Source organism: Pedobacter sp. UYEF25 (assembly GCF_054061655.1).
This window is the reverse complement of record NZ_JBSSEL010000009.1, coordinates 146,142-164,678: the sequence shown is the minus strand read 5'-3', so window position 1 is coordinate 164,678 and position 18,537 is coordinate 146,142. Positions and strand designations below refer to the sequence as shown.

The following is an 18,537-nucleotide window of genomic DNA, read 5'->3' as shown; positions in this document are numbered from 1 at the left end:
ATTTTAAAATTTAGGCCTAAGATTTTTTAATCTTAAGCCTAAAATCAAAACTAGTAGCGGGGACACGACTCGAACGTGCGACCTTCGGGTTATGAGCCCGACGAGCTACCAACTGCTCCACCCCGCAATATATTTTAAAAATCATTCTGCTCAAATCATTACTCCAAGCAGGCTACCTAGGTAGCAATTCCAATTTTTATTGGCTTTAAATCCTTAATGCCTCTTCCGAATTGGAATGCAAAGATATAATTCGTTTCTTTGCGGTGCAAATTTATTTTAAAAAAAATTTTAATGGCACATAAAGCAGGCTTTGTAAGTATCGTGGGAAAGCCTAATGTAGGAAAGTCTACATTAACAAATGTTCTTGTAGGAGAGCGACTTAGCATCATTACACCTAAAGCTCAAACCACTAGACACCGTATTTTAGGCATTGTAAATGATGACGATTATCAGATCGTTTTTTCCGATACACCTGGAATTATCAAGCCAAAGTATGGTTTGCAGGAGAGTATGATGAGCTTTGTGAACGGTTCTTTAACCGATGCCGACGTGCTTTTATTCGTTACCGACGTAAATGAAACACACGATGAGGAGGACGCAATTGAAAAAATTAAGAACAAAGACATTCCAACCATTGTATTAATTAACAAGATAGACAATGCACTTCAAGAGAAAGTTGCGGAGAAAATTTCCTATTGGGAAGAAGTGCTGCATCCTGTAGCCATTTATGCCATTTCTGCGCTCCATAAACATAACGTAGATGGTTTGTTGGACAAGATTTTGTCTATGCTGCCTGAACATCCTGCCTATTACAATAAAGAAGATTATACAGACAGATCGGAGCGGTTTTTCGTTTCGGAAATTGTGAGAGAGAAGATTTTTTTAAATTATCAAAAAGAAATTCCTTACAGTACAGAGGTGATTGTGAAATCTTTCAAAGAAGAAGCATTAAGATCTGGTAAGGACGGAGATTTACTCATTAGAATTACTGCGGAAATCATCGTTGAACGAGATTCTCAGAAAAATATTCTAATCGGCACTGCTGGCAACATGTTAAAAAAGGTTGGGACAGAAGCAAGGTTGGAGATAGAAAAGTTACTTGGAAATCGAGTGTTTTTAGAGCTTTTTGTGAAGGTAATACCCGACTGGCGCAGTAAGAAGAATTATCTAAAAAGCTTCGGTTACGATAATTAAGCGTATTTTTGTCGCGTTATTTTTAGATGAAGAAGAAAAATACGCAGTTTATTGTCCTTATAGTTTGGGTTAAAGATTTCAATCCAAACGAAAATTTCATTCAATTTCAGAAAACATGAGTAATATAATAGCCATTGTGGGAAGGCCAAATGTTGGCAAAAGCACCCTTTTTAATCGTCTAACAGAAAGCCGAAAGGCAATTGTAGACGATGTTAGTGGCGTAACACGCGACAGGCATTATGGAGTAGGGGAGTGGACTGATAAACAATTTACAGTAATAGATACCGGCGGCTATGTAGCAAATCCAGACGATATTTACGAAGCTGCCATCCGAGAGCAGGTTATGATTGCGATAGAAGAGGCAAGCGTAATTATTTTTATGGTCGATGTAACTACAGGAGTTACCGATTTGGATGACGACATTGTAAGCGTTCTTAGAAAAAGCGACAAGCCGATTTTTGTAGTTGCTAATAAAGTAGATAACACCGCGTTACATTCTGAAATTCATACCTTTTATGGTTTTGGCTTGGGTGAAATCTATCCCTTATCATCGATGACAGGTTCGGGAACAGGAGAACTGTTAGATGATGTTATCAAAAACTTTGAAGATGAACCGGAAGAAGAAAATTCGCTCCCTAAGATTACGATCGCTGGAAGACCAAATGTAGGGAAGTCTTCTTTAATTAATGCGTTAATCGGCAAAGAACGAAATATTGTTACACCGATAGCTGGCACTACCCGCGATTCGATAAAGATCCATTACAATCAGTTTGGACATGAGTTTATGCTTATAGATACTGCAGGACTTCGTAAAAAAACTAAAGTAAGGGAAAATATAGAGTTTTATTCAGTAATGCGGACCATCAAAGCGTTAGAAGAAGCAGACGTAGTGGTGTTAATGATTGATGCGACAGAGGGCATCGAAAGCCAAGACATTAATATTTTTCACCTTGCCGAAAAAAATAAGAAAGGGATTGTAATTTTAGTAAATAAATGGGATTTGGTTGAAAAAAACACCCAATCCATGAAAGCCTTTGAAGAAGCAATTCACGAACGCATTAAACCCTTTACGGATGTGCCCATTGTTTTTACTTCGGTGCTAAACAAGCAAAGAATTTTTAAGGCGATTGAGGAAGCACTTGCCGTTTACGAGAATAGGAAAAAGAAGGTGCCAACGTCTAAATTAAATGATGTGATGCTTCCGATCATCGAGAATTTTCCACCACCTGCGTTAAAAGGAAAGCACATTAAAATAAAATACATTACGCAGATAAATGCAACCTCGCCCATGTTTGCCTTTTTTTGTAATTTGCCTCAATACATTAAAGATCCATATAAACGGTTTATAGAGAATAAACTAAGAGAAAATTTTAACTTTTCTGGTACACCGATCCAAATCTTTTTCAGACAGAAATAAGCACGAAATTTAGAAGAGCACCTTTCTTAAACTGATTTTTATAGCGGGCATATTTTTAATATAAACTGGCTAAAGTCTTAAACGTTTGCCTGACCGTACTACTTGGCAAATTGGGGAGGATACAGAAGCGCTTTGAAATGGATTTTAGCGTAATTTAAAAGGTGCTTTAAATTTAAAAAGAGCCCTATGAATGGCGCTAAAGACGTCGTGTTTTTCAGCTAGTTTATTCTAAAACTCGTTTAATAAGCAACTTTATATTTAGATTTTAGTGAGCCAACAGTCTCATTTATAGTGTTCTCTATCAACGCTATGGATTGCACTAAGGACGGATCATTTATTTGCTCATTTCCAAGTTCTTCTATATTTCTAATTACACGCTGTATTTTAAAAATCTTCAGATGGTCAATATTTGATTTTAATTTATGTGCCACAGACCCCATCTCTAACAAGTCGTTGCTTAGAAAGGCAATTTTCATTTCTTGTACCATAATTGGCATCTGCGTACAAAAAAGATCGACCATTTTAAGTACAAAATCCTCTCTGCCCTTGCTTATCTCCACCAAAGAATCTAAGGTGTATAAAGGATTTTCATCTTTTTCTTCTTTCATTTCTTCTGCTGTTGTAATTGAATGCTTTGCGTCTGATTTGTTCAACCATTTGTCTATGTTCTGCAAAAACGATTGTTCTTCAATAGGTTTGGTAACGTAATCATTCATGCCCTCTGCCAAGCAACGCTCTCGCTCGCCTTCCACTGCAGAAGCGGTAAGTGCAATAATGGGTAACGTGTAACCTTGGGCGCGCAGAATTCTAGTGGTTTCGTATCCATTCAATACCGGCATCTGCACATCCATAAGAATTAGATCAAAATCATTTTTGCTAACCATTTCCAAGGCATCTTCCCCGTTCTCAGCTACAATAACCGTTGCGCCATAATTTAGGAGTAAAATAGATGCGACTAGTCTATTAAGATCGTTGTCATCGGTAATTAAGATTTTTTTGCCATCTAAGAAATCTTCACTAAAGGTGATCACTTTACTTTCTGGCATATCTTTTTCAGACCCCTTTTTAAATTCTATGTTTAGAACAACCTTTGTTCCCACGCCTTTCTCACTGTTCACGGAAATGGTGCCGCCCATTTGTTCTATTAAACTTTTGCTAATACTCATGCCTAAACCAGTTCCGCCATATTTTCTGCTCACAGATTCGTGCTCTTGGCTAAATTTATCAAAAATACGCGCCACATAACTTTTGTCCATACCAATGCCTGTGTCTTGAATTGCTATTTCAATGAGTTGAGCATCTGGTTTGTCTTCTAACACTTCGCAGCTTATGTTCACAGAGCCTTTCTCGGTAAACTTAATGGCGTTGGTAAGCAAATTAATAATAATTTGTTTAAGCCTATCAGGACTGCCAGAAAGAATTGGAGCAACTTTATCTCGTACAAAATGTTGGTTTAAGGTGAGGCCTTTTAATTCGGCCTTATGTGTAACCACTTTAATGGCATCTAACAATTCTGCCATTAAATCAAAAGAAATATATTCTAGGTTTAACTTTCCGGCGTCGATTTTTGCCAAATCTAACACGTCGTTTATTAATACCAATAAACCCTTTGACGCCTTGCGAATGGTTTCTAAATAAAAATTTTGGCTGGAATCTAGATTGGTTTTTTCCAGTTGGCTGGTCATACTCATAATGGCATGCATAGGGGTACGCATTTCATGGCTCATATTGGCCAAAAAAGTATCTTTTGCCTGTGCCAACCGTTCCGCATCATTTCGTGCCTCAACAAGGTCTTTTTCCTGTGCTTTATTGTCTGTAATGTCTAAATAGATGCCAACACTGCCAGTTTGCTCAAATTTTTCGTTATACCTTGGGGCACTACTCACCATCCACCATTTTTGCTCTTGGTTTTTATTTAAAGCTTCCAGTTCGTAAGCAGGAAGGACACCATTTGCTTTGGTCTCTAATACATTTTGCGAAGCGTTAGAAAACATTTCATCTGATTTACTGCCAAGCAACTCATTTTCTTTATACCCGCTCATATAGCAGAAGCTTTTGTTTACATAGGTAATAATGCCTGCGCCATCAACTTCAAGCATTCCTAATTTCATGCTCGCCAAGATATTCCTATATTTTTCTTCATTTATACGGATGGAATCCTCTATGGCTTTTCGCTCTGTAATGTCTACCATAAAACCGCTAAACACAATAGCCTGATGAGGCGTGGTATAGGAATAGACGGAACTTATGGCGTACCAACGCTCACCTTTGCTCGGTGTAGTAATTTGGCATTCATCATAAAACGGCTTTAATGTTCTACGGCTATATTGCTGTTTTCTATCTATTCTCCGCTGATCGTAATCTGAAATACTCTTTTTATTCCAAAATTCATGTGGTTTTAGTCCAAATACACGCTCTATCGCCGGACTTATGTAGCGCATTCCATCAGATCCGTCTACACGATATTCATACTCATAAAGTACAATAGGCAAATGTTCGGAAAGGGATTTAAATTGATTTAGTGCGCGTTCCAAAGACTCTTCAGTTTCTTTAATGCTAGTAATGTCTGTGTGCGTGCCAATTAATTTTAACGGTAACCCTTCAGGGCTTCGCTTTACAATCACTCCTTGCTCCAAAACCCATTTAACTTCTCCGCTATTGGTAATAAATCTATATTTTTCGTTATGAGAATCTATCAATCCAAGCTCATAGCTCTTTATATTATCCTGAAGTTTTCCTAAATCATCCTTGTGTATCTTTTCCCACCAATCAACTGAATTATTTGTTAATTCTTCTCCTTCAAAACCCCAAAATTCTTTGTCGCTTTTAGAAAATGTTGTTAGTCCGGTAGTAAAATCAAGTTCCCAGAAATGGCTAATCTTTTCTAGCGCATTTCTAAATTCTCCCTCCGCCAGTGCCGATTTTTCTTCTATTTGTTTTTGGAGGGTAATGTCTTCTATAATGGAGAAAAATCCAGTCGTATTGCCATTGTTATCGCTAATAGTCTGTCCGGTAATTCTTCCCCAATATGGGGTTCCGTCTTTTTTATAGTTAATCAGTTCACTGCTAAAAGGCTTGCTGCTCGCAACCTGTTCGTTTAGATAGCTTAATGTTTTTGCACTCGTATTTTCGCCTTTTAATAAATCTTCAGGCTTTTTCCCAAGCGCCTCTTCAAAAGAGAACTGTGTAAGTGCAGAGAAACTCTTATTTATCCATTTAATGTTGTCTTGTAAATCGGTTATGGTAACACTATGAATATTATTTTCTACAATTTGCGAAAGCGTATGTAAACGTTCTTCTTGGTTTTTTCCAGCACTTTTATCGCCCAAAAGTGCTTCGGTTTTATCGCCAGCAAAAAGCAATAGGTCTTCTGATATTATTTGTATTTTGCCAACGATGAACTCATGGTCATGATTTTTAACGCTTAGCGTTAAGCGCCGACCTTCCAGTGCTAAAAATCGCGTATAATCGAGCGTGGCCTCTTGGGGTGTCTCAACCGAAAAGTATTCGCTTAAAGGTTTATCAACACAGTCGCCCAGAAGCGCATTAAGCGCTACCGAACAATCCGAAATGGATAAATTATTATCAAAGACGATAAAATAGGGGAACAGGTCATTCAACTGTTTCTTACTGAAAGATATTTGAGACATTTTCATTTTCAATAATAAGCTACGAAGGTAAAGCGGCTGTAGTTTCCATTAAATAAGAAATTCTGATAACTCCAACAGAATCAACTTATAAAATGATAAATTTAGGCATTTTAATACCGACAAATATAGAATTTTTTAAATGCTACTTTTAAGTAATTTTGCATAAAATCAAGTGAATTCGTACGTGTTTTGTGAGTAACTCGAGGTGTATTGCATTTTAATTATTGCTTTTTCGTATAATTGTAGAATTTCTTGAGAGAAGATATACTATGGTTAAATTTATGAACGGTAATCTGTTTAGAGGTAAATTTCGTAAACAAGATTTGGTGTTGGAATTTAAGGTAAGTGAGGTTTCTCTAAGCAATGAAAGTATAAATTAATAGTCCCAAAAATGAATTTATCCGATAACAGACCAAGAAGTATTCTCGTTGTAGAAGATGACATCTTTATGCAAGCCATTTTAGAAGAGATTTTAGGAAGCCAATACCTCACAAAAATTGTTGCAGATGGCATGGATGGGCTTGCTCATCTTCAAAACGGAAATATGCCAGATTTAATAATTGCGGATTTGAATACACCGAAGTTGGGTGGTTTGCAGTTAATTGAACAAGTAAAAAGCAGCGATTTCTTTAACTCTATCCCTATTATTATCCTGTCTGGAGAAGAAAGTTCAGAGAAGAGAATAAAATGTTTAGATGCTGGCGCTGATGATTATGTGGTGAAACCGTTTAATCCCGCAGAATTACAAGCAAGAATTAGAGTAGTGCTAAGACGAATGGGCAAATTTACTGCTGCGAGGTCATGAACGAGGAATTTTTAGGCGATAATAAGCGACCAATCATTGCGCTAATTTCATTTGATACGACGAACTTCGAAAAATTTGCCTCTTGCGATTTTGGAGACCGTGTGCTAGTGAACTTTGAGAACGGCATGAAAATGACGACAGCTTGGCTCGAACAAGGACTGGATATTGTTTCTATTGTTTCACAAAGTGAAATTATGGCGCCCGGTGGTTTGGCACTAATTGAGACGTTAACAAATAAAGACACGCCCCGTGTCCCGTTTTTTCTCTTGGCAAATTATTTCAATCCAAATTTGCGTAAATTGGCCTTAGACGCAGGGATTGCTGATGTGTTTAGGTTTCCGCTCGCCACCGAAAAATTAGAAAAAAGAATTAATTTTTTAGTTGACAACTGGGATGGCCTTAAAAGTAGTATTAAGGCAGAGGTTCCTGCAGTAAAAAGCACTGGTGTTGCAAAACGGGTGTTCGATATTTTTTTTGCCGGGCTTGCGTTGTTGGCTTTTTCGCCATTGTTTTTGGTGATTTATATATTGGTCAAATTAGAATCTAAAGGACCGGTATTTTATTATTCTTTAAGAGCTGGAACAGGGTTTAAGGTGTTTAAGTTTTATAAGTTTAGGTCTATGTTTGTTGATGCAGATCAACGCATTAAGGATTTGAAACACCTAAATCAATACAATATAGATGCTGGTGAGAAGGCGACAATTTCAGAACCTCAGGGACTTTGCGCAGAATGCGCGATTGGAGGGGTGTGCAAGTTTCCGATGTATGCCGATAAAGTTCAATGGTGTGAAAAGAACTTTCTTGATCATAGATCTAATACCGCAGGATCTGCTTTTTTTAAAATCAAGAACGATCCCCGAATCACCAAAGTGGGTAATTTTATACGCAATACAAGTATCGACGAGCTTCCACAGCTTTGGAATGTATTAATTGGAGACATGAGTATTGTAGGAAATAGACCTTTACCATTGTATGAGGCAGAAAAATTAACTACCGATAAATACGTGCTTCGCTTCGCTGCACCATCTGGCATTACTGGTCTTTGGCAGGTAGAGAAACGTGGGAAAGGAGATATGAGCGAGGACGAGCGCTTGGAGTTGGATAATACCTATGCGAAAAATCAGAGTTTTGTAAACGATTTGCGCTTAATCCTTAAAACGATACCAGCATTGCTACAGAAGGAAAGCGTTTAAGATAACGCTTTCCTTCTGTAATTTTCTGTCTCGCTTAATTGCCCATAAAACCAAATATTCTTCTTGTATTTGGATAAGCTGCTTCATCAATGCATCCACTTCGAAACAAGCTAAGATAGTCCCTTTCAGGTTTGTCGAGCATTCTGCTTTTGTTACTTCATTTCAAATGCATTTTAATTAGTGTGACGTTAACAGATTATCCAAGGGATAAACGTTTTAACCAAATCCTGTGAAAGTTAAGCGCTGTCTTTGCTTTGCAGAAAATGCTGCACCTTAACTGTTGCCGGTGGCATTTAGTTCTTAAGCAGCTTGCGGTAATAATGCGCAACAAAAAAGCCCTACAAATTTTTGGAGGGCTTTTGTTTGTTTCTTAATTTTATTAGTTAGGTATTCTATTGGTTAGGTGCTTGTCCCATGTAAATGGTAAAGCGGTTTTCCAGTCCTTTTGAAATATTGTCCAGCTGGGTGGCAATCTTAAGTTGATTATTTGCTTTAGCTGCTTCACTCATCCTACCTAAAAAGTATAGTCCTGTACGCACATTTTGCGCTCCCGTAAGCTGTCCTTTAGAATCCGATATGTCTGCTAAATAGATGAGTTCCTTGTTTACATAATCGCCCGATTTAACCAAAATATCATTCGCCCGCGCTGTCTCACCCAGTTTATAAAGGTTTTCTACAAAGTAATATTTAAGCATTACGGTCCGAATGCCAAAGAAGCGCTGGGGCATTACCTCATAGAATTTCTCTACCACTTTCTTAGCGCTGTCAGTTTTCCCTTCGTTGATTAGGCTGGAAGTCAAGCTGCTAAATATATTCGTAAATATAAAGGTATCGTCTGATGATTGCGGATCTAGGTAGGTGGCAGTTTTCATTTTTCCCCACTTAAATTTGTTCATCACATTATTGTACATAATCGGTGTATTCAGCTGATCTGGCTTTTCGGTTTCTTTGGAGGTTGTATCAGCTTTTAAAGGCAGCAAACGCTGAGTCAATCCCTCTGTGTACAAATATTTATCTAAGCCATTAAATTGTTCTGAAGGCACTGTAGAGGCAAAATAGATAGGACGCTTCCAATTGTTGTGCGCCAAAATATCAAGCATCGCCAATGTTCCTTTGGTTACATAGTTCTTGTTGAATTTCCAATCCATTTCTGGGGCAATTTTCGCAGAATCTGCTGCCGGAACGGTACCAGTGCTTAGCACTTGTGCTTTATTTATGGTTAGTTTGAAGTTTTTGGTCGGTAAAAAGTTGCTCTGACTATTGTCTTGCATCGCAACTTTGTCGCTCGCATTGTCTGACAGCAATAAGTCTACGATCTTTTTAAGTTCTATACTTCCTTGAATTTTATAATCATCAAAGGGCATCACATCTCTTATACCTTGTACGTACTGTGCTTTTGTCATAGAAATAGGAAGCGGTTCGGAGTCATTTTGTTTTTGCTTCATCCCGTCGATGTACCAATCGGTATCAAACAGACTCAAATTTACTACCCGCACATCTGGGCGCACATTTTCCACTTCTTGAATGTACCAAAGTGGATAAGTATCATTATCGCCATAGGTGAACAGAATGGCGTTTGGCGCGCAGGATTGTAGATAATCATAGGCGATATCATGGGTTACCATTTTAGTAGATCTATCGTGATCGTCCCAGCCCTGTTCGCCCATAATGGTTGGCGCAACCAACAAACCTACTACTGTTGCCGCTATAGCTCCAGTAATAGGAGTAAGTTTTTCGAAAAGCCATTCTCGAATGGCCAGCACCCCGAGCCCAATCCAGATTGCAAATGCATAAAATGAGCCCACATAAGCATAATCTCGCTCTCGAGGTTCTAAAGGTTTTTGATTAAGGTATAGCACAATTGCCAATCCTGTAAAAAAGAAAAGTAAAGCCACTACACCAGCATCTTTCTGGTTGCGTTTGAAGTGCCAGATAGCGCCTAAAAGCCCAAGAATAAGGGGTAAAAAGAAGAAACGGTTATACGCATTGCTATCTACAGTAGAGGGTGGCAAATGACTCTGGTTGCCCAAACGCATGGCGTCAAGTGGTTTGATGCCGCTAAGCCAAGATCCCTCAAAACCACTGCCTTGCCCTTGTTCATCATTTTGTCTACCAACAAAATTCCACATAAAATAACGCATATACATATAGCCCACCTGATAACTCGCCAAAAAGCCCAAATTATCTATAAAGCCAGGTTTCACACTGTCGTCCAAGTTCATCCACTCTTTATAGAAAGCGGCATGGTTTGGGTCATCGCTGTACATGCGCGGCAAGAGCGTTGTATTGCTATACTGATAGTCTGTTTTCTGACCTGCGATAACATAGTTTTTATCCCCTTTGCGGTAAATATTTTTACCTTCACTTACGCCGGCTTTTTCAGAATTATAGTTGGGACCGAATAGAAGTGGTCTATCTCCATATTGCTCACGGTTTAAGTAGCTTAAAAATGAAAAAGCATTCTCTGGATCGCTATTGTTTAGATTAGGCTCAGCCTTGGCTCTAATTACGATCATAGCAAAAGAGGCATAGCCAAAAATGATAAGCACCGTAGCCATTAAACCAAGGTTTAAGATTTTTTTCTGATGTTTGATTGAATAGCTTATGGCAAGTACAAATGCGGTTATTAGAATAACTGCAAAGAATAAGACGCCGCTTCCAAAACCGAGGCCCAAGGTATTTACAAAAAACAAATCGAAGTATGCGCCGAGAGAAACTACATATTGAATAATCCCATATTGAATAACTCCTAAGATTAAAATTCCTAAAAAAAGTGCCTTAAAAATGCCCGTGGTAGTAGTTTTTTCTGTTCTTTTAAAATAATAAACCATGGCCATGGCAGGTATGGTAAGCAAGTTGAGTAAGTGTACGCCAATGGAAAGACCCATCATATAGGCAATAAATAACAACCATCTGTCTCCTTTTGGTTCATCGGCGTGTGCGTCCCACTTTAAAATTCCCCAAAAAACGATGGCGGTAAATAGAGATGATTGTGCATAGACCTCGGATTCTACAGCAGAAAACCAAAAACTATCTGAGAAAGTATAAGCCAATGCACCAACTGCCCCGGCACCCATAATGCCAATCAGCTGAGATTTTGAAACTTCTTCTCCTACCTTAACTAAAGTTTTCTTGGCTAGGGCAGTAATTGTCCAAAAAAGAAATAAGATGCAAGCGCCACTACATACCGCAGACCCAACATTCATCCAATAGGCAATATTCATCACATCGCCGAAGGCAAAAAGTGAGAAAAATCTTTGGATCATCAGGAAGAGTGGAGCACCTGGTTGATGCACAACCTGCATTTTAAATGCAGATGCTACAAATTCTCCGCAGTCCCAAAAACTAGACGACGGTTCTAAGGTAAGCACATAAGTTAGGGTAGCAATTCCGAAGCATACCCATCCTATACTATTATTAACTTTTTTGTAATTCATTGTCTATCTGGTAACTGTAAATTAAATTTTGCCTTTGAAAATGCTGCCGAAATTAACCAATAATGTCGATAAAAATAGGGTTTCGGCAGATTGTTTTAACAATATTAACCCTTTAACCCATTTCTACACGTAAAATTCATAAAACAAATTTTGGCAAGATTTAGGTAGCGTCTTTCACTTTTTGTTGATGTACCCATATTGACGTCAAAGGAAAGACGAAGTTGCATGGAATTCGTTTTTTAAGATAGATTTTCTTATTTTTTCTAAAAGCAGATAAAACAGCATTTTTTTTAAGAACACTATTGCAAATTTAAAATATGGTGCCTACATTTGCATTCTCTTTCGATGAGTGCTTTATCGATTGATTTTTGTCCGATAGTATAAGGGTAGTACGACAGTTTTTGGTACTGTTTGTCTTGGTTCGAATCCAGGTCGGACAACACAAGTTTAGGCTCGGATCATGTTTAACAAAGCATGGTCCGATTTTTTTTAAAAACAGTTAACTACACGGATCATGCCATTGCAGTTTAACAATGTGAAGCTTTTTTCAGGAACAGGTTCGCGGGATTTAGCAGAGAAGATAGCCGGTAATTACGGTAAACAGTTGGGCGAGGTCACCATTCATCGGTTTAGCGATGGAGAGTTTCAACCGTCTTTCGATGAATCTATTCGTGGCTGCGATGTGTTTTTAATTCAGTCTACGTGCCAACCTACTGATAATTTAATGGAGCTTTTGCTCATGATCGATGCGGCTAAACGTGCCTCTGCCCATTACATAACAGCTGTGGTACCTTATTATGGTTTGGCGAGACAAGATAGAAAAGATAAGCCACGGGTAGCAATCGGCGCCAAATTGGTTGCTAATTTGTTAAAATCGGCCGGAATTCATCGCATCATGACTATGGATTTACATGCTGCACAGATACAAGGTTTTTTTGATATCCCGGTAGATCATCTAGATGCTTCGGTTATTTTTGTTCCATATATTAAAGGACTAAACCTTGCAAACCTCACCATTGCATCGCCAGATATGGGCGGATCTTATCGTGCTCGTACTTTCGCGAAGTTTTTTAATGCGGAAGTGATCATCTGCGATAAACGTAGAAAAAGAGCGAATGAAATAGAATCCATGTCGATCATTGGAGATGTTACCGGTCAGGATGTGGTGCTAATGGATGACATTTGCGATACCGCTGGCACTTTATCTAAAGCCGCTGCACTGATTATGGAAAGTGGTGCAGCAAGTGTTAGAGCCGTTTGTACGCATGCAGTATTATCAGGCAATGCAGTACAAACCATAGAAAATTCTGTGTTGGCCGAGCTAATTGTTACAGATACCATCCCTCTAAGGGAAAAAAGTGAGAAGATAAAGGTCTTGAGCACTTCAGATTTATTTGCTCGAGCAATTACCAATGTAAATGAACACGGCAGCATAAGCGAGTTGTTTAAAGTGTAAAAGGTGATGCATAGTTGTTGGTGGACTTTTCTGCTTACTGCCATGATAAAACCGAGTTGAAATAAAGAGAATATAAATGTGTAGAACTGAAAGGGTTTAGCTTTACTAAATACCATATAGGAACTGCGAAACAATAAATAAGTAAAAACAAAAAAAACATGAAAACAATCGCAATTAGCGGTTCTCCAAGAGAGAACGTAGGGAAACGCGACGCCAAAGGGCTTCGCTACGAAGGTAAAGCTCCAGCGGTATTGTACGGAGGTAAAGAGCAACATCACTTTTCGGTATTGATCACTGATTTAAAAGACGTGATTTATACTGCAGAAGCAAATTTTGTTGAAATTGATTTAGACGGTAAAAAAACTAAGGCTATTGTAAAAGATGCCCAATTCCATCCTTTAACAGATGTATTGTTGCATATCGATTTTCTTCAATTGTTTGACGATAAGGAAATCGTTATGGAAATCCCGGTTAAATTAACTGGTACTTCTCCTGGTGTAAAAGTGGGTGGAAAAATGGTTCAAAAACTTCGTAAGTTGCGAGTGAAAGCATTGCCATCCGACATGCCACAAAGTGTAGACGTAAGTATTTCGAAACTAGAAGTTGGCGGTATTATTCGCGTTAGAGATGTGAAGACAGAAAAGTTTTCAGTTATAAACACTGCAGAAGATACCATTACTTCTGTAAGCTTATCGAGAGCATTAAAGCAAGCTGAAACTGAAGCTTCTAAAACAGTTAAGAAATAGACGGTTTTAAGTATCACTCAAATTTTTAAAGAACGACAGGTTTTTCCCCTGTCGTTCTTTTCCGTTTTAACTCTTTTTGTTGTCGTTTTTCTGTTTGTTTTTTAAGCGGGTTAATTGTCGCTTTACTTAAAGCTTAGTCAGGATCTCAGCATTAGTATTTGGTCTTTTTCATATCTTTGTTAGCATGAAATATCTTATTGTCGGTTTAGGAAATATTGGCCCTGAATATGCCCATACGAGGCACAACATCGGTTTTGATATTGCCGATGAACTGGTGAATAACTTAGGCGGAAAGCTGGAAATAGGTCGGTTGGCTTATTATGCTGAAGTAAATTTTAAAACGAGAAAACTGCATGTGATTAAACCTACAACGTTTATGAACTTGAGCGGAAAGGCGGTTAACTATTGGATGAAGGAATTTTCAATTCTGCCTGAAAATGTGTTGGTATTGGTTGATGATTTGGCACTGCCATTTGGAAAATTACGGTTAAAATTGCAGGGGAGCAGCGCCGGACATAACGGTTTAAAAAGTATCGAAGAAGTTTGTGGCGGACAGAATTATGCCCGGTTGCGGTTTGGTATTGGGAGTGATTTTCCGAAAGGCAGACAGGTGGATTATGTACTGGGGGCATTTGATAAAAAGGAGCAAAAGGAATTGCCCATCTTAACTACAAGAAGCGTGGCCTTGATTAAAAGTTTTATTACCATCGGACCATCGCAAACCATGACAGAGTTTAACAAATAATTAAATGCAAAACGATGCTTAAAAAAAAAGCTCCCAAGATGATTGGGAGCTTCCATAAATGACTATCTAATATTTTTATTTTGCTTGTGCCTGTGCTCTAGCAAGATAACCGTCTATCAATTGTGCCTCAGCACTTTCTGGATACTGGGTTTTAATCTTTTTATAAGAATCAACTGCAGACTTAAAATCTTTTTGATTTTCTTGCACCAATGCCAATTTCTTCAAAAACATCGGAGAAGTAAATTTGCTCGCCTTCTCGGCAGCTTTTGTGTAAAAAGTTTCAGCTTGTTTATAATCCTTCAGCTCACTATATGCGTCGCCCAAAAGACCTAAAGCCAATGGATCTGCGACCGGACTTCCTGTAGCGCTATATTTGCTCAATGCATCCACTGCTTGCTTGTATTGACCTTTACGAAGATAAATACCACCCATGTATAGATTGGCCAAATTAGCCGACTTTGTATTGTCGTAATCTGCAGCAATTTTTTCAAGTCCTGGATAACCGCCCTCACCTTTAATGGCTTTGTTCGATAAAGAATCGATGCCAATATATTGCTCGGCCTTGTACATTTTTGCAGATGCTTCTTTAGCACGGCCTTTTAAATATACCCCTTGGTACCAGATGTAAACGACTACTAGCAATACGACAGCACCGGCAATAAATAATAAACTTTTACTATTCTCTTCTAGAAAAGACGTTTTTCTTTGTGTAGGAGATGTTCTATTAATTGGATTAGACATATTGGTTTTAAAAAAATTTGAGAGTGCAAAAATACGTTTTTCGTTTAAAGAAACAACTTTTATCTAAAAGTATTTGATTAAATATTAGTTAATTGGCAGTTTAAAATGGCTAAATTGCGGTTTGTTATATGTGGCTAAAAAATATTACCCTTTTAAACTTTAAGAATTACACAGATGCTACGCTTCGCTTTTCTGAAACCGTAAATGTGTTTACAGGAAATAATGGCTCAGGTAAAACCAATATGCTAGATGCCATCCATTATCTTTGTTTATGTAAGAGCTATTTTAACCCTATAGATGGACAGCAAATTAAAACTGGCGAAGAGCTTTTTATGATTCAGGGTGATTTTGATAGGGAACAAAAAAACGAGAAAATTACTTGTGCAGTCAAAAAGAATCATAAAAAACAGTTTAAACGGAATAAGAAAGACTATGATAAATTAGCAAATCATATTGGATTGTTTCCCTTGGTGATGGTTTCTCCATATGATGTGAACCTTATTATGGAGGGGAGCGAGGAGCGTCGGAAATTTATAGACAACGTCATTTCGCAAACAGATTCCCATTACTTAGATCAGCTCATCGCTTACAACCGTGTATTGGCAAATAGAAATGCATTTTTAAAGCAGATTGCCATCTCAAAAGTTTACGACGCAGATTTGATGCAGATTATAGATGATCAATTGGTAGGTATAGGAGATAGAATATTCGCCATTCGCACGTCGTTTATCCAAGACTTTATTCCACTATTTGCTCAATATTACAGTTATTTAACGGATGATGCCGAAACGGTTGAGTTAAGCTATATATCTCAATTAACCGATAGTCCATTTAAAAGCTTGCTTGCAACGACAAAAGAAAAAGACAGAATTTTAGAACGGACCACCACCGGTATTCATAAAGATGAACTTGCCTTTTCTATAAGGGAAATGCCTTTGAAAAAATTTGCCTCTCAGGGACAACAAAAATCTTTCTTAATAGCATTAAAACTTGCACAATATGCATACCTCGCTAAGAAGAAAGGTTTTAAACCTCTTTTGCTGTTGGACGATATTTTTGATAAATTAGATGACAGTAGGATAACAAAGTTGATGCAGCTGGTATCACACGAAGATTTTGGGCAGATCTTTATCACCGATACAGGAAAAAATAGAGTTGAGGGAATATTTGCGGCGATAGCAGTAAGCATTACCCTTTTTGAAGTAGAGAAAGGAAGCATCAGATATGCGTAAACCAAACGACGTAAGTGTTAAAGATGCCATAGATAAAATGCTAGATGTCTACAGGCTAAGGAAAAAATTTGATGAAACTTCTATCGTAGCGTTGTGGCCCGAACTGATGGGCGCGGCTGTCGCGAATAGAACTACACAAATTTATATTCACGATAAGAAGCTATTTATCCGCCTCGAATCATCTGTCATTAAAAATGAACTTTTGATGGTCAGACATGGAATTATACAAAAACTAAATGAGAAAGCAGGCACTGAGGTAATCTCAGAAATAGTTTTTCTTTAAAAGCGTTAATTCCTGACTAAAAAGGCGAAAAAATAGCTTCTCGCTATTTTCCGCCGAATATTTTCGCCAAAACCCAAATCACCAATGCGACAACTACGACAATCGCAATGACTCCGGTCCACATACCGGCCTTAAATATTCCGCCAACTAGTTCGCAACTGCTTAGAACGCTGCAAATTATGGCAATTGATGCTAATGGAAGTGCTTTTTTCATGTTTAATAATTTTCAACAACAACACTACGCATCAAAATAAAGTTTTGATTTTTTTACTTTCCGTTTACTTTTATCAATTCAATTTCAAAAATCAGTGTGCTAAATGGCGGAATATCTTGCCCGGCACCACGTGCGCCGTATCCTAAATTATAAGGCACATAGAATTTGTATTTTGAACCTTTTGGCATTAATTGTAAACCTTCTGTCCATGCTTTTATTACTTGATTTAGTGTAAGTGTAATTGGTTCGCCACGATCATAAGAACTATCAAACTGCTTTCCATTAAGCAAAGTTCCCTTGTAATTTACTAGAACAGAGTCGGTGGCAATAGGTTTAGGTCCGGATCCCTCAGTTAAAACTTCATATTGTAAACCACTGGAAGTTGTTTTTACCCCAGCACGTTTGCCATTTTCTGCTAAGAATTTTGTGCCCTCTGCAGTAAGTCCTGCATTTTTTGCCTCACTAACGGCCGCAATAGCACTTTGTATCTGTTCTCCCGCTTGCTGTTCTGTTAATAACTGATTTTCCCCTAAAAATGCCGCTTTCAAGCCTTGAGTCAATAGTTCAAAATTAAATTCTGTAATTCCAGAACTTTTTAAACTCGCCCCGATTGAAGTTCCGAAGGCATAGCTGACAGAGTCTAAATTGGTTTTTAAGCCATTCAAAACAACGGGTTTTGAAGCTGTTTGTGATTTTTTGGCCATTGGTTGTTTTTTTTGTGCGAAGCCTGACAACGTTAGTGTGCCAATGGCCACTGTCAGAAATAATCTTTTCATAGGATTATCAGTAGTCTAATGTTTTAAAAAATGGAAGTTAATGTTGTTCGAAAGCCTTTCCAAAAACGTTCTGGTGCACTATAATCGTTGTTGAAAAGGCAAAAGATAAGATTTACTTTTAAAAGCGCTCGTCTGCGGCGAAGAAAAATTCTCCTTCAATTTTGGCGTTTTCATCACTGTCTGAGCCATGAACCGCATTTGCGTCAATTGATTTTGCATATTTTTTTCGAATAGTTCCATCTGCAGCGTCTGCCGGATTGGTGGCACCGATAAGCGTTCTGAATTCTTCTATGGCATTTTCTTTTTCCAAGATGGCCGCAACAATAGGTCCCGAACTCATAAAAGAAACCAAATCTTTGTAAAACGGTCGTTCTGCGTGAACTTCGTAAAACTTGCCAGCACTTTCAGCACTGAGTTTTGTGTATTTTAAGGCTATTAATTTAAAACCTGCTTGGGTAATGTCGTTTATAATTGCTCCGATATGGCCATTCTCTACAGCATCTGGCTTAATCATCGTAAACGTTCTGTTTGTGCTCATGAATTTTATTTTTTTGCAAAAGTACGTTTTAATCTTTAAAAGGAAAGTTTTTCTAAAACATGCTTGCCGACCAACTGAAGTGTTCTAATTTCTATTGCTGCTTTCAAGTG

At 38.0% G+C, this 18,537-nt stretch carries 15 protein-coding genes and 1 tRNA gene; 9 read left to right on the top strand and 7 right to left on the bottom strand.

All coding sequences use genetic code 11. The features are described 5' to 3' along the window. Window positions 1–54: 54 nt before the first annotated feature. A tRNA-Met gene (locus ACVWYG_RS10640) sits at window positions 55–127 on the bottom strand. Between the two features lie 164 nt (window positions 128–291). Between ACVWYG_RS10640 and era the strand changes: the two genes are divergently transcribed. Then, complete coding sequence (gene era / locus ACVWYG_RS10635; protein WP_457270200.1) at window positions 292–1,194, top strand: GTPase Era; 903 nt, start codon at window positions 292–294, stop codon at window positions 1,192–1,194. A gap of 115 nt (window positions 1,195–1,309) precedes the next feature. Further along, a complete protein-coding gene (gene der / locus ACVWYG_RS10630) occupies window positions 1,310–2,611 on the top strand; it encodes a ribosome biogenesis GTPase Der (protein WP_457270199.1) in 1,302 nt (433 codons plus the stop codon). 239 nt (window positions 2,612–2,850) lie between these two features. Here the strand turns inward: der and ACVWYG_RS10625 are convergent, their stop codons facing one another. Beyond that, window positions 2,851–6,261 carry a PAS domain S-box protein gene (locus ACVWYG_RS10625; protein WP_457270198.1) on the bottom strand — a complete coding sequence of 1,137 codons (3,411 nt, stop codon included), beginning with the start codon at window positions 6,259–6,261 and terminating at the stop codon, window positions 2,851–2,853. A 391-nt stretch (window positions 6,262–6,652) separates the two neighbouring features. On the opposite strand from ACVWYG_RS10625, the gene ACVWYG_RS10620 reads away from it, so the two are divergent. Both ACVWYG_RS10620 and ACVWYG_RS10615 read left to right on the top strand, forming a co-directional pair. Next, a complete protein-coding gene (locus ACVWYG_RS10620; protein WP_457270197.1) occupies window positions 6,653–7,066 on the top strand; it encodes a response regulator transcription factor in 414 nt (137 codons plus the stop codon). Further along, complete coding sequence (locus ACVWYG_RS10615; protein WP_457270196.1) at window positions 7,063–8,259, top strand: sugar transferase; 1,197 nt, start codon at window positions 7,063–7,065, stop codon at window positions 8,257–8,259. The genes ACVWYG_RS10620 and ACVWYG_RS10615 overlap by 4 nt, the downstream gene beginning before the upstream one ends. 392 nt (window positions 8,260–8,651) lie before the next feature. Here the strand turns inward: ACVWYG_RS10615 and ACVWYG_RS10610 are convergent, their stop codons facing one another. Continuing rightward, window positions 8,652–11,696 carry a glycosyltransferase family 117 protein gene (locus tag ACVWYG_RS10610; RefSeq protein WP_457270195.1) on the bottom strand — a complete coding sequence of 1,015 codons (3,045 nt, stop codon included), beginning with the start codon at window positions 11,694–11,696 and terminating at the stop codon, window positions 8,652–8,654. A 514-nt stretch (window positions 11,697–12,210) separates the two neighbouring features. Between ACVWYG_RS10610 and ACVWYG_RS10605 the strand changes: the two genes are divergently transcribed. From ACVWYG_RS10605 to pth, 3 genes are all read left to right on the top strand, one after another. Beyond that, window positions 12,211–13,152, top strand: a complete 942-nt coding sequence (locus ACVWYG_RS10605; RefSeq protein WP_457270194.1) for a ribose-phosphate pyrophosphokinase — start codon at window positions 12,211–12,213, stop codon at window positions 13,150–13,152. 158 nt (window positions 13,153–13,310) lie between these two features. Beyond that, on the top strand, window positions 13,311–13,898 hold the full coding sequence (locus ACVWYG_RS10600) for a 50S ribosomal protein L25/general stress protein Ctc (protein WP_457270193.1): 588 nt from the start codon (window positions 13,311–13,313) through the stop codon (window positions 13,896–13,898). Window positions 13,899–14,082: 184 nt separating this feature from the next. Continuing rightward, window positions 14,083–14,643: an aminoacyl-tRNA hydrolase gene (gene pth, locus ACVWYG_RS10595; protein ID WP_457270192.1), complete on the top strand. Its 561-nt coding sequence runs from the start codon at window positions 14,083–14,085 to the stop codon at window positions 14,641–14,643. A 75-nt stretch (window positions 14,644–14,718) separates the two neighbouring features. On the opposite strand, the gene ACVWYG_RS10590 is transcribed toward pth, so the two are convergent. Further along, window positions 14,719–15,384 (bottom strand): tetratricopeptide repeat protein, encoded by a 666-nt coding sequence (locus tag ACVWYG_RS10590; protein ID WP_457270191.1) that lies wholly within the window; start codon window positions 15,382–15,384, stop codon window positions 14,719–14,721. A 128-nt stretch (window positions 15,385–15,512) separates the two neighbouring features. On the opposite strand from ACVWYG_RS10590, the gene recF reads away from it, so the two are divergent. Both recF and ACVWYG_RS10580 read left to right on the top strand, forming a co-directional pair. Then, window positions 15,513–16,616 (top strand): DNA replication/repair protein RecF, encoded by a 1,104-nt coding sequence (gene recF, locus ACVWYG_RS10585; protein WP_457270190.1) that lies wholly within the window; start codon window positions 15,513–15,515, stop codon window positions 16,614–16,616. Then, window positions 16,609–16,899, top strand: a complete 291-nt coding sequence (locus tag ACVWYG_RS10580) for a DUF721 domain-containing protein (RefSeq protein ID WP_457270189.1) — start codon at window positions 16,609–16,611, stop codon at window positions 16,897–16,899. Before recF ends, ACVWYG_RS10580 begins: the two co-directional genes overlap by 8 nt. A 43-nt stretch (window positions 16,900–16,942) precedes the next feature. Here ACVWYG_RS10580 and ACVWYG_RS10575 read toward each other — a convergent pair whose 3' ends face one another. The 3 genes from ACVWYG_RS10575 to ACVWYG_RS10565 form a co-directional block, all read right to left on the bottom strand. Then, on the bottom strand, window positions 16,943–17,113 hold the full coding sequence (locus ACVWYG_RS10575) for a hypothetical protein (protein ID WP_457270188.1): 171 nt from the start codon (window positions 17,111–17,113) through the stop codon (window positions 16,943–16,945). 53 nt (window positions 17,114–17,166) lie between these two features. After that, window positions 17,167–17,889 carry an FKBP-type peptidyl-prolyl cis-trans isomerase gene (locus ACVWYG_RS10570; RefSeq protein ID WP_457270187.1) on the bottom strand — a complete coding sequence of 241 codons (723 nt, stop codon included), beginning with the start codon at window positions 17,887–17,889 and terminating at the stop codon, window positions 17,167–17,169. 118 nt (window positions 17,890–18,007) lie between these two features. Next, a complete protein-coding gene (locus ACVWYG_RS10565; protein WP_457270186.1) occupies window positions 18,008–18,427 on the bottom strand; it encodes a nucleoside-diphosphate kinase in 420 nt (139 codons plus the stop codon). Window positions 18,428–18,537 lie beyond the last annotated feature (110 nt).

Excerpts from the sequence above, each read along its gene's own strand:
- der (WP_457270199.1), top strand. The coding sequence starts at position 1,310 with ATGAGTAATATAATAGCCATTGTGGGAAGGCCAAATGTTGGCAAAAGC.
- ACVWYG_RS10575 (WP_457270188.1), bottom strand. The coding sequence starts at position 17,113 with ATGAAAAAAGCACTTCCATTAGCATCAATTGCCATAATTTGCAGCGTT.
- ACVWYG_RS10610 (WP_457270195.1), bottom strand. The coding sequence starts at position 11,696 with ATGAATTACAAAAAAGTTAATAATAGTATAGGATGGGTATGCTTCGGA.
- ACVWYG_RS10615 (WP_457270196.1), top strand. The coding sequence starts at position 7,063 with ATGAACGAGGAATTTTTAGGCGATAATAAGCGACCAATCATTGCGCTA.
- ACVWYG_RS10605 (WP_457270194.1), top strand. The coding sequence starts at position 12,211 with ATGCCATTGCAGTTTAACAATGTGAAGCTTTTTTCAGGAACAGGTTCG.
- pth (WP_457270192.1), top strand. The coding sequence starts at position 14,083 with ATGAAATATCTTATTGTCGGTTTAGGAAATATTGGCCCTGAATATGCC.
- ACVWYG_RS10625 (WP_457270198.1), bottom strand. The coding sequence starts at position 6,261 with ATGTCTCAAATATCTTTCAGTAAGAAACAGTTGAATGACCTGTTCCCC.
- era (WP_457270200.1), top strand. The coding sequence starts at position 292 with ATGGCACATAAAGCAGGCTTTGTAAGTATCGTGGGAAAGCCTAATGTA.
- recF (WP_457270190.1), top strand. The coding sequence starts at position 15,513 with ATGTGGCTAAAAAATATTACCCTTTTAAACTTTAAGAATTACACAGAT.
- ACVWYG_RS10620 (WP_457270197.1), top strand. The coding sequence starts at position 6,653 with ATGAATTTATCCGATAACAGACCAAGAAGTATTCTCGTTGTAGAAGAT.
- ACVWYG_RS10570 (WP_457270187.1), bottom strand. The coding sequence starts at position 17,889 with ATGAAAAGATTATTTCTGACAGTGGCCATTGGCACACTAACGTTGTCA.
- ACVWYG_RS10600 (WP_457270193.1), top strand. The coding sequence starts at position 13,311 with ATGAAAACAATCGCAATTAGCGGTTCTCCAAGAGAGAACGTAGGGAAA.
- ACVWYG_RS10590 (WP_457270191.1), bottom strand. The coding sequence starts at position 15,384 with ATGTCTAATCCAATTAATAGAACATCTCCTACACAAAGAAAAACGTCT.
- ACVWYG_RS10580 (WP_457270189.1), top strand. The coding sequence starts at position 16,609 with ATGCGTAAACCAAACGACGTAAGTGTTAAAGATGCCATAGATAAAATG.
- ACVWYG_RS10565 (WP_457270186.1), bottom strand. The coding sequence starts at position 18,427 with ATGAGCACAAACAGAACGTTTACGATGATTAAGCCAGATGCTGTAGAG.